General features: G+C 72.0%; 12 protein-coding genes. 7 read left to right on the top strand and 5 right to left on the bottom strand.

The annotated features are described in order from the left end of the window. Positions 1-176: 176 nt before the first annotated feature. The gene (gene msrA / locus VFV89_RS19945; RefSeq protein WP_329707723.1) at positions 177-833 is read right to left on the bottom strand and encodes a peptide-methionine (S)-S-oxide reductase MsrA; all 657 of its coding nucleotides are present in this window, start codon (positions 831-833) and stop codon (positions 177-179) included. Between the two features lie 521 nt (positions 834-1,354). On the opposite strand from msrA, the gene VFV89_RS19940 reads away from it, so the two are divergent. From VFV89_RS19940 to ilvA, 4 genes are read left to right on the top strand one after another with little or no spacing between them, the layout of a single operon-like run. After that, positions 1,355-2,512 (top strand): cystathionine gamma-synthase, encoded by a 1,158-nt coding sequence (locus VFV89_RS19940; protein WP_329707722.1) that lies wholly within the window; start codon positions 1,355-1,357, stop codon positions 2,510-2,512. Continuing rightward, positions 2,505-3,848 carry a glutamate mutase L gene (locus VFV89_RS19935; protein ID WP_329707721.1) on the top strand — a complete coding sequence of 448 codons (1,344 nt, stop codon included), beginning with the start codon at positions 2,505-2,507 and terminating at the stop codon, positions 3,846-3,848. The genes VFV89_RS19940 and VFV89_RS19935 overlap by 8 nt, the downstream gene beginning before the upstream one ends. Beyond that, positions 3,845-5,164, top strand: a complete 1,320-nt coding sequence (locus tag VFV89_RS19930; protein ID WP_329707720.1) for an AI-2E family transporter — start codon at positions 3,845-3,847, stop codon at positions 5,162-5,164. Before VFV89_RS19935 ends, VFV89_RS19930 begins: the two co-directional genes overlap by 4 nt. Beyond that, entirely contained in the window at positions 5,157-6,389 is a 1,233-nt protein-coding gene (ilvA, locus tag VFV89_RS19925; RefSeq protein WP_329707719.1) for a threonine ammonia-lyase, read from the top strand. The genes VFV89_RS19930 and ilvA overlap by 8 nt, the downstream gene beginning before the upstream one ends. 39 nt (positions 6,390-6,428) lie before the next feature. Here ilvA and greA read toward each other — a convergent pair whose 3' ends face one another. Further along, a complete protein-coding gene (greA, locus tag VFV89_RS19920) occupies positions 6,429-6,938 on the bottom strand; it encodes a transcription elongation factor GreA (RefSeq protein WP_329707718.1) in 510 nt (169 codons plus the stop codon). A 210-nt stretch (positions 6,939-7,148) separates the two neighbouring features. Then, a complete protein-coding gene (locus tag VFV89_RS19915) occupies positions 7,149-7,556 on the bottom strand; it encodes a DUF4307 domain-containing protein (RefSeq protein ID WP_329707717.1) in 408 nt (135 codons plus the stop codon). A gap of 63 nt (positions 7,557-7,619) precedes the next feature. Between VFV89_RS19915 and mca the strand changes: the two genes are divergently transcribed. From mca to VFV89_RS19900, 3 genes are read left to right on the top strand one after another with little or no spacing between them, the layout of a single operon-like run. After that, positions 7,620-8,471, top strand: coding sequence for a mycothiol conjugate amidase Mca (gene mca, locus VFV89_RS19910; protein ID WP_329707724.1), 852 nt, complete (start codon positions 7,620-7,622; stop codon positions 8,469-8,471). A gap of 12 nt (positions 8,472-8,483) precedes the next feature. After that, on the top strand, positions 8,484-8,756 hold the full coding sequence (locus VFV89_RS19905) for a hypothetical protein (RefSeq protein WP_329707716.1): 273 nt from the start codon (positions 8,484-8,486) through the stop codon (positions 8,754-8,756). A 17-nt stretch (positions 8,757-8,773) separates the two neighbouring features. Next, on the top strand, positions 8,774-9,394 hold the full coding sequence (locus VFV89_RS19900) for an alpha/beta hydrolase (protein ID WP_329707715.1): 621 nt from the start codon (positions 8,774-8,776) through the stop codon (positions 9,392-9,394). An 11-nt stretch (positions 9,395-9,405) separates the two neighbouring features. Here VFV89_RS19900 and VFV89_RS19895 read toward each other — a convergent pair whose 3' ends face one another. Together VFV89_RS19895 and VFV89_RS19890 are read right to left on the bottom strand one after the other, a co-directional pair. Continuing rightward, entirely contained in the window at positions 9,406-9,579 is a 174-nt protein-coding gene (locus VFV89_RS19895) for a hypothetical protein (protein WP_329707714.1), read from the bottom strand. A gap of 40 nt (positions 9,580-9,619) precedes the next feature. Further along, positions 9,620-10,315, bottom strand: a 696-nt coding sequence (locus tag VFV89_RS19890) for a thioesterase family protein (protein WP_329707713.1), incomplete at its 5' end; no start/stop codon positions are given.

The following is a 10,315-nucleotide window of genomic DNA, read 5'->3' as shown; positions in this document are numbered from 1 at the left end:
CGAACTGGTCGAACTCCCGCCGCTCCGCCATGCGACCACGACCCTCCCGGCACCGCGCGACCACGCTGTGCGCGGACTGCTACCGAGACGCGCTGGGCTCGTCGAAAGGTTGCCCATCCGATGATGACGCGCGGCCCTGCGAGAAGCGAGGCCGGCGCGTCAGCATCGGGTCCCGATCAGGCGGTCGCCGGGAACTTCACGCCGGTGTTCGCGTGGCAGCGGTAGCCGAACGGGTTCTTCGCGAGGTACTGCTGGTGCGCGTCCTCGGCGTAGTAGTAGGGCGTCTCACTGGCCGGCCGGATCTCGGTGGTGATCTCGCCGAGGCGGCGCTTGGTCAGCTCGGCCCCGTAGATCGCGGTCAGCTCACGCGCGACCTGCTCCTGCTCGGGCGTCGTGTAGTAGATCGCCGAGCGGTACTGGGTGCCGACGTCGTTGCCCTGCCGGAACCCCTGGGTCGGGTCGTGGACCTCGAAGAACCTCTTGACCAGGTCGGCGTAGGAGATCACCTTCGGGTCGAAGACGATCCGCACGGCCTCGGTGTGGTTGGTCCGGCCGCTGCAGACCTCCTCGTAGGTCGGGTTGGGCGTGGTGCCGCCGGCGTACCCGACCGACGTCGACCAGACGCCGGGAAGCTGCCAGTAGATCTCCTCGGCACCCCAGAAGCAGCCGAGGCCGAAGAGCGCGACCTCGTAGCCCTCGGGGACCTCGTCGGTGACCACGGGGGCGTCCAGCACCTTGTGGCGCGCGGCGATCGGGAACATCCGCTCGGAGCGGCCGGCCAGGGCCTGGTCGGGCTCAACGAGGGTGGACTTGTAGCGGGAGAAGATGGACATTGCTCTCCTTCTGTGTCGCAGGCCGTGCCAGAGATCTGGCTCGACACACCTGCACAGTGTCCAACACCCCCGGGGAGCGTTACGTTCCCGCTCTCAGGGGCTGCCGGCGCCCCGAGTGGCGTGCGCAGCCTCGGTGCCGCAGCAGTGCCGGGCTTCTGTAGCGACCCCTGAGCTTCTGTGCCGAGATCTCGGCACAGAAGCGCATGGGTCACCGGATATCCGGCTCTTGTGACCCATCCGTGGGTGGGCGGCCGCGCGCGTAGCACGCCGCAACCCGCCCTCAAGGATGCCTTCGGCACCGCTGCGCGGCGCCTGCGGCGTCCTTGACCGCTGGACCCCGGCTTTGCCGAGGATCTCCGGCACCAGGTGCCGATCTCCCTCCGCAAACCCCATCAGCGGGGACGGCGAGACGCGATCCGGTAGGCGCGCGGGCACCCACAGATCCGTCACAAGCGGGATATCCGGAGACCCCCGCGGCCGCCGTTGCAGGTGCGACCGATCCGCACGGATACCCTCGCGGGGTGAGCCAGGAGCACCGCGAGAAGTCAGGGTTCGAGACGCGGGCCATCCATGCGGGCTGGGCGCCGGACCCGTCGACCGGAGCGGTGATCCCGCCGATCTTCGCGACGTCGACCTACAAGCAGGACGGTGTCGGCGGTCTGCGCGGCGGCTATGAGTACAGCCGCTCCGCCAACCCCACCCGCACGGCGCTCGAGCAGACCATCGCGGCGCTCGAGGAGGGTGAGAAGGGGTTCGCCTTCGCCTCGGGGCTGGCCGCCGAGGACGCCGTCATCCGGGCGCTGCTCGACCCCGGCGACCACGTGGTGCTCCCCAACGACGCCTACGGCGGCACCCACCGGCTCTTCGACAAGGTCGCGACCCGGTGGGGTGTCGACCACACGCCGGCCGCGCTCAACGACCTCGACGCCGTGCAGGCCGCGCTCACCGACGAGACGACGATGGTCTGGGTCGAGACCCCGACCAACCCGCTGCTCGGGATCGCCGACATCGCCGCCATCGCCAACCTGGCCCACGAGGCCGGCGCCCTGCTCGTGGTCGACAACACCTTCGCCACGCCGTACCTCCAGCGACCGCTGACCCTCGGCGCCGACATCGTGATCCACTCCACGACCAAGTACGCCGGTGGTCACTCCGACGTGGTCGGGGGAGCGGTCGTCGTTCGCGACCTCGACCTGGCCGAGCGGATCGGCTACCACCAGAACGCCATGGGCGCGGTCGCCGGCCCGTTCGACGCCTGGCTCACCCTGCGCGGGCTCAAGACGCTGGCGGTCCGGATGGAGCGGCACTGCGACAACGCCGAGCGGGTCGTGGAGTTCCTGACCGCCGACGAGCGGGTGGAGCACGTCTACTACCCCGGGCTGGCCGACCACCCCGGCCACCAGGTGGCCGCGAGCCAGATGGACCGCTTCGGTGGCATGGTCTCGTTCCGCGTGAAGGGCGGCGAGGAGCGCGCGCTCCGGGTGTGCGACCGGGCCCGGGTGTTCACCCTCGCCGAGTCGCTCGGCGGTATCGAGTCCCTGATCGAGCACCCCGGGCGGATGACCCATGCCAGCGTGGCCGGCACCGACCTCGAGGTGCCCGACGACCTGGTCCGGCTCAGCGTCGGCATCGAGACCGTCGACGACCTCCTGGCCGACCTCGACCAGGCCCTTGGCTGAGCTGGCGGTCTGCGTCGACTTCGGCTCGACGTTCACCAAGGCGCTGCTGGTCGACCTGGCCGACGGGAGGTTGGTCGCCGGCGCCGAGCACCGCACCACGATCGACACCGACGTCCTCGACGGGTACGACGCGTGCCTGGCCGAGCTCGCAGCGGCCGACCCCGGGGCGCGCACGGCGGAGGTGCTGGCCTGCTCCAGCGCGGGCGGCGGGCTGCGGATCGCGGTCGTCGGCAACGAGGAGCTCGTCACTGCCGAGGCGGGCCGCCGGGTCGCGCTCTCCAGCGGCGGCAAGGTGGTCACGGTCCGCTCGGTGGCCCAGGGCCACGACCTCGACCTGGCCGCCGACGCGCCCGACGTCGTGGTGCTGACCGGCGGCACCGACGGCGGCAACTCCGAGGTGCTGCTCCGGGCCGCCCGCGACCTGGTGGCCGGCGGCTGGCGTGGCCCGGTCGTCGTGGCCGGCAACGCGGACGCCCGCGCCGAGGTCGGCGCGATCCTCGGCGACGTGCCGCACGTCCTGGCCGACAACGTCGTGCCCCGGATCGGCGTCCTGGCCCCGCAGCCGGCGCGCAACGCGATCCGGGAGGTGTTCCTCTCCCACGTCATCGGCGGCAAGCACCTGAGCCGGCGTGGCGACTTCACCGCGATGGTCCGCGGCGCCACTCCGGACGTCGTGCTCACCGGTGTGGAGCTCCTGTCCTCGCTGGTGGGGGAGGTCGTCGTCGTGGACGTGGGCGGCGCCACCACCGACGTCCACTCGGTGGTCGAGCTGGATCCCGAGACTCAGTTTGTCGACGGGGGCGGGCTGGCCCGCGACGTGGTCGCGCCCACCCCCGTCACCCGCACCGTCGAGGGCGACCTCGGCATGCGCTGGTCCGCGGTCAGCACGGTCGAGGAGGCCGGGCTGCCCGAGCTGGCGGACGCCGCCCGCAAGCGCCGGGACGACCCCGGCTTCCTGCCCACCAACGGGACCGAGACCGACGAGGACGAGGACATCGCCCGGGCCGCCGTCGCGCTGGCGCTGCGCCGGCACGCCGGCCGCTCACGGGTGGTGGTCAGCCCGGAGGGGCGGGTCGTCGAGCGCAGTGGCGTCGACCTGCGCGAGGTCCACCTCGTCGTCGGCTCGGGCGGGGTGCTCCGTCACGGCCGCGAGGGCGTCGCCGACCGGGTGCTCGGTCCCAGCGTCGGCCGGGACCTGGACTGGCAGCTCCCCGAGCGCGCGCGGGTCGTGGTCGACACCGACTACGTGCTGGCGGCGGCGGGGCTGCTGGCCGCCGTACGCCCCGACGCGGCCTCCCGGCTCCTGGCCGGTCTGCTGGATAGATTGACGCTGTGAGCGAGCCCGCTGGCCTCGACGACGCCGCCGAGCATCGCGAAGGGGTGGCTGCCCGCCTCGCCCACCAGTGGGCCGCGATGCGCAGACAGGAAAGGCGACCCGAGCCCGTCGAGATCGCGGCCGGTACGTCGAACTTCAGCCGGGCCGAGGTGCCCTACGGCCTCGACCTGGCCGCCGCGTGGTCGTGGCGGCTGATCATCATCGCCGGCGCTGTCTACCTGCTCTGGTACGTCGTCTCGTACCTGGCGGTCCTGGTGATCCCGGTCGTGGTGGCACTGCTGATCAGCGCGCTGGTCGCCCCCGTCGTCGACTGGCTCGAGCGCAACCACGTGCGCCGCAGCTTCGGCTCGATCGTCGTCGTCCTGTTCACCCTCGGCGTCATCGCGTCGCTGCTCATCTTCGCCGGCCAGCAGGTCGCCAACGGCGCCTCCGACCTCGCCGACTCCACCGTCGAGGGGCTGCAGAAGATCAAGGACTGGCTGCAGACCGGCCCCCTGCACGCCAGCGACTCCCAGATCAACGACTACATCCAGAAGATCCAGGACGCCATCTCAGCGCAGACGCAGGAGGGCGGCATCGTCGGCAAGGTGACCGAGGTCGGGAGTGCCGTTGGGCACGTCCTCGCCGGCTTCTTCATCGTGCTGTTCTCGACCTACTTCTTCCTCTCCGACGGCGAACGGATCTGGGCCTGGGTGGTCCGGCTCTCGCCGCGGGCCGCCCGCGAGCGCGTCGACAGCTCCGGACGGGTCGCCTGGATCTCGCTGACCCAGTTCGTGAGGGCGACGGTGATCGTGGCGGCGACCGACGCGATCCTGATCGGCCTCGGTGCGGTGATCCTCGGAGTGCCGTTCTCGCTGGCCATCGGCGTCCTGGTCTTCCTCGGCGCCTTCGTCCCGATCGTCGGCGCGACAGTCGCGGGGACCGTCGCCGTCCTGGTCGCGCTGGTCGACCAGGGGCTGGTGACCGCGTTGATCATGCTGGCGGTGGTCATCGGCGTGCAGCAGCTCGAGGGCCATGTGCTCCAGCCGTTCCTCATGGGACGCTGGGTCTCGGTGCACCCGCTGGGCGTGATCCTCGCGATCGGTGCGGGCGTGCTCACCGCGGGCGTCGCCGGGGCGCTGGTGGCGGTGCCGCTGGCCGCCGCGGCCAACGCCGTCGTGCAGCACCTGGCGGCCTACACCGAGCCGGGCGACGACCCGGTCGAGGAGCTCGAGGAGGACTACGTGGAGACCGGGGAGACATCGCGCGTCGAGGACGACGAGCCGTTGCCGCCGGGCGACTCCGACGACCCGGAGGACGGTGCGATCGGTGGGTGACCCGGCGGCCCAGCCGAACGCTCAGCGAGTGTCGCTGGCCGACGTCGAGGCGGCGCGCGAGCTGATCCGCGACGTCGCGATCGTCACGCCGATGGAGCAGTCGCGCTGGCTGTCGGCGATCGTCGACGGCCAGGTCTGGCTCAAGTGCGAGAACCTGCAGCGCACCGGATCGTTCAAGATCCGCGGTGGCTACGTCCGGATCTCCCGGCTGACGCCGGAGGAGCGCGCCCGCGGGGTGGTCGCCGCGTCGGCGGGCAACCACGCGCAGGGGGTGGCCCTCGCCGCGCAGCTGCTGGGCATCAGGTCGACGGTCTTCATGCCCGAGGGAGCACCGATCCCGAAGGAGCGGGCGACCAGGGCGTACGGAGCCGACGTCGTCTTCGAGGGCGCCGTGCTGGAGGAGTCACTGGCGGCCGCTCGGCGCTTCGCCGACGAGACGGGTGCGGTGCTGATCCACCCGTTCGACCACGTCGACATCGTGGCCGGGCAGGGCACCCTCGGCCTCGAGGTGCTCGAACAGGTCCCCGACGTGCAGACGGTGCTGGTGCCGACCGGGGGCGGCGGGCTCCTGGCGGGGGTCGCGCTCGTCATCAAGGAGAAGCGCCCCGACGTTCGTGTGGTCGGGGTCCAGGCGGCCGGGGCCGCGGCGTACCCGGACTCGCTGCGGCGAGGCGAGCCGGTCCGGCTGGAGTCGATGAAGACGATGGCGGACGGCATCGCGGTGGGCGTGCCCGGGCCCATCCCGTTCGCGGAGGTGCGCGACCACTGCGACGAGGTTCGGACGGTCTCGGAGGAGTCCCTCTCGCGAGCACTCCTGGCCCTCGTCGAGCGCGCCAAGATGGTTGTCGAGCCCGCCGGTGCAGCCGGGGTCGCCGCGCTGCTCGACACCCCTCACGACTTCCGCGCGCCGGTGGTGGCCGTGCTGTCCGGGGGCAACATCGACCCGCTGCTGCTGGGGAAGGTGATCCGGCACGGCATGGCCGCCGCCGGACGCTACCTCAACCTGCACGTCACGATCCCCGACAGCCCGGGTGGCCTGGCCCGGCTGCTGACGGAGGTCGGCGCGAGCGGGGCCAACGTGCTCGAGGTCATGCACGAGCGGATCTCGCCCCAGCTGCTGCTCGACGAGGTCGAGGTGCAGCTGCAGCTCGAGACCCGCGGCCCGCAACACTCCGAGCAGGTGCTGGCCAGGCTCCGGGAGCGCGGTTACCGGGTCCTGGAGTAGCGAGCCGGCCGAGGCCGTACGGCCAGGATGGCCGGCGGCTCAGTCGGTGTAGGGCACGGCCGAGACGACCTCGACCTTGTTGGTGCGGCCGTTGGGGCCGGTGAACTCCACCACGCTGCCGGTCTCGGCGCCGAGCAGTGCCGCGCCGAGCGGGGCCTGGGGTGAGAAGACGGTGACGCCGTCGACGTAGTCCTCGTTCTCGCGCGCGCCGAGCAGGAAGGTCTCGGCCTCGTCGTCGCTGTCGCCCTCGAACTTGTAGGTGACGACCTTGCCCGCGGCCACGACGCCGTCGTCGGCCGGCACGGTGGTCTCGGCGTTCTGGAGGACGTGCTCGAGCTGGCGGATCTGGCCCTCGAGCTTGCCCTGCTCCTCGCGGGCGGCGTGGTAGCCGCCGTTCTCGCTCAGGTCACCCTCCTCGCGGGCGGAGCTGATCCGGCCGACGATGTCCTGGCGGCGAGGACCCTTCATGTCCTCCAGCTCGGCGCTGAGCTGGTCGAAGGCCTTCTGGGTCAGCCAGATGGGGCCCTGCTGCTCGGTCTGCTGGGTCATGGGAGTACTCCTGCGGTGTGTCTCGATGGATCGGTTGGGCGTACCCGGTCTGGCGGGAGTTCACGCCGGTCACGTTCGGTCTGCCCTGACGGCCTGCGGTGCCTACGACGGGGCGGCGCTGCGGGACGACCAGACCGGCAAGTCTAGCCCGGATGCGGCGCAGGCCTAACTCGAAGCGCGAATCCCGAGGTCAGAGCCGTGTCGGGCGGCTCAGCGGGGCCGGTCCTGCCCCGGCGCGGTGCAGCCCACGTTCTCCACCGAGGTGGCCCGCCGCTCGGTCCGGATCGTCTCCACCTGGCGCCGGCCCTTGCTCGGGTCGGGGGTGAAGGTGAGCTCGCCGACCGTGGTGTGGTCGGCGGCGTAGGCGCGGAGTGTGCACATTGCCTCGACGTCGGTGGAGTCCAGGGTCACCACCAGGACGGCCTCGGCCGTGTGGTCGTCCTGGATCGAGAACGACTCCAGCTCGGAGGTCACCTTGGGCGTGGAGTGCTCGTAGACGGTCCACGCGAGCCAAGCGACGAAAACCGCCGCGACCAGCACGGACGCGGCGATCACCGCGCGGCGGCGCCAGGGTGCGGGCGCGCCGTACCGCTCTCTGAGGTAGTCCTGGGCGCTCACGCGGCAAGGGTGACACCTAGGCTCGTGCCCGTGACCCCTGGCCCCCGCACCGGTCTCCGGCTCATGCACGTGCACGCCCACCCCGACGACGAGTCGAGCAAGGGTGCGGCGTCGACCGCGAAGTACGTCGCCGAGGGTGTCGACGTGCACGTCGCCACGTGCACCGGCGGCGAGCGCGGGTCGATCCTCAACCCCAAGATGGAGCGGCCCGACGTCCTCGAGAACATCACTGAGATCCGCCGGCAGGAGATGGAGCGGGCCCGCGACATCCTCGGCATCCGCCAGGACTGGCTCGGCTTCGTCGACTCCGGCTGGCCCGAGGGCGACCCGAAGCCGCCCCTGCCCGAGGGCTGCTTCGCGCTGGTCCCGCTGGAGGAGGCGACCGCGCCGCTGGTCAGGCTGATCCGCGAGTTCAAGCCGCACGTGATGACGACCTACGACGAGCGCGGCGGCTACCCCCACCCCGACCACGTGAAGTGCCACGAGATCTCGGTCGAGGCCTTCGCGGCCGCGGCCGACCCGGACCGCTACCCCGAGCTCGGCGAGCCCTGGCAGGTGCAGAAGCTCTATTACCACCACTCCTTCAACCGCCCGCGGATGCAGGCGATCCACGACGCGATGCTCGCCCACGGGCTGGAGTCCCCCTGGGCGGAGCGGCTCAAGGAGTGGAAGGAGGAGCCGGAGTGGGACGCCCGGATCACCACCCGCGTGCCCTGCGCGGACTACTTCGGTGTGCGGGACCAGGCGCTGCTCGCGCACGCCACCCAGATCGACCCCGACGGCTTCTGGTTCGCGATCCCGCGTGAGCTGCAGGCCGAGGTCTGGCCGACCGAGGACTTCGAGCTCGTGAAGTCCTACGTCGAGACCGAGCTGCCCGAGGACGACCTCTTCGCCGGCATCTCCATCGCGGGCTGAGAGACTGGAGCCATGTCCGTCGCAGCCGCCCTCTACCCCGTCGCCGCGCTCGTGGTGAGCGCGGCCGACAAGACGCCCAAGGACGAGGACGTGAAGGCCGGCGGCTGGGGTGCGCTGGTCCTCGCCCTGCTCATCGTGGCGGTGGTGGTCCTGGCGTTCAGCTTCGTCAAGCAGCTGCGCAAGGCGCAGGCGGCCAAGGACGCCGGGGTCTACGGCGACGACCCCGTCGACGGCGGCGCCGACAGCGCGGCGGCCGACGAGCCCGAGAACCACTCGGCGTCCTGACCGGCACCCATCCCCGCGTGGAGGCCTCGCCAAGGCTGGTCGCGGTCCGTGAGCCCTCCGCGCCGGAGGGAGCGGTCGTCGTCCTCCACGGCGGCGCCTCGCGTGGCGACCGGGTGCTCGTCAGCCCGACCCAGCTGTCGGTGGTCCGGATGATCCCGACCGCCCGCACCGTCGCACGGGCGGGTCGCGGCCGGCTCGCGGTCTACCGGCTGCTCAACCGCTACCGAGGCTGGGACAGCCGGCACACGCCCGTCGACGACGCCGACTGGGCGCTCGACCTGCTGTGCCGCCGGTTCCCCGGCGTACCTCTCGGCCTGGTCGGCCACTCGCTCGGCGGCCGGGCCGCGCTCCTGGCAGGGGACCACGAGGCGGTCCGGTCGGTGGTCGCTCTCAACCCCTGGGTCTACCCGGACGACCATGCCGAGCTCACCGGCCGGCGGGTGCTGGTCGTGCACGGCCTGTGCGACCGGGTGGCCAGTCCGGCCCGGGCCCGGTCGGTGGTGCGCAACCTGTCACGGACCGCGGACGTGGAGTTCGTGCCCGTCCCCGCGGGCAAGCACGCGATGGTCGGCCACCACCGGGAGTTCGACGGCCGGGCCGCGGCGTTCACCGCGGACGTGCTGCTCGGCCTTGGATGAGCCCGCCGGTCTCAGGCGGCCCAGCGGATCCCGTCGGAGATGACGTCGGCCAGCTCGGAGACGCCCTCGAGGTCCTTGCGGCGGTCGAGGAGCTCCACCACGCGGCGGCGGTAGCGGAGAGCAGCCTCCCGGCGGCGCTGCTCGCGCGCCTCGGCGGTGTCGACGCGGGTCTCCGGCTGCAGCATCGCGGCTCCTATACTCAGGTGTTTTTACTAACTTACAAGATCACCGTCGGCCCACCAAGAGGGGCTGGGCCACGTGGGCCAGCACGCCCTGCCCGTCGGACATCACCGAGTGGGCGACCCCGCGGCCGTGCGGGCTGAGGTTGGTCGCGGCGTCCATGTACATCCACTCCTCGGTCGGTACCCGCTCGACGGTCACGGTGAGCGTGTTCGGGATCGACCACCACTCCCGGATCGGCAGCCGCGCCGAGACGCCGTTGGTGGAGTCGGCCACGACCATCAGCCGGTGCAGGGGAGCGGTCTCCTCGCCCGCCACCAGCGGGATCCTCGGCCTGGTCCACAGCCGCGCCCGCCCGGTCACCGGTCCCGAGAAGCCGCCCTCCACGAACCGCCACTCCACCGACGGCCCGTAACCCCACTCCGGCGGCACCCCCTCGAAGTACGTCGTCGCACCCTCGTGGGGCACCGGCGGCAGCTCGGCCGGCGGCTCGACCAGGTGCCGGGTCGACTCTGACTCCTCGCGGACCCGCCACGCGGTCGCCGTACACGCGAGCCGGTCGTCGACGAGCAGCCGCGCGGCCACCAGCTCCACCCGGCGGCCCGGCCGGACCACCTCGGCCTCGGTGCGGACCACGCCCTGCGGGATCGGACCGAGCATGTCGACGGTGAGCCGGGCGATCGTGAACGCCGGGTCGTCCGTCGTTGCGTCCACCGCCCTGGCCAGCAGCGCCGCGGGCGG

It is taken from the genome of Nocardioides sp. (genome assembly GCF_036274455.1).
Lineage (GTDB): Bacteria > Actinomycetota > Actinomycetes > Propionibacteriales > Nocardioidaceae > Nocardioides.
This window is presented reverse-complemented; position numbering and strand designations above follow the sequence as displayed.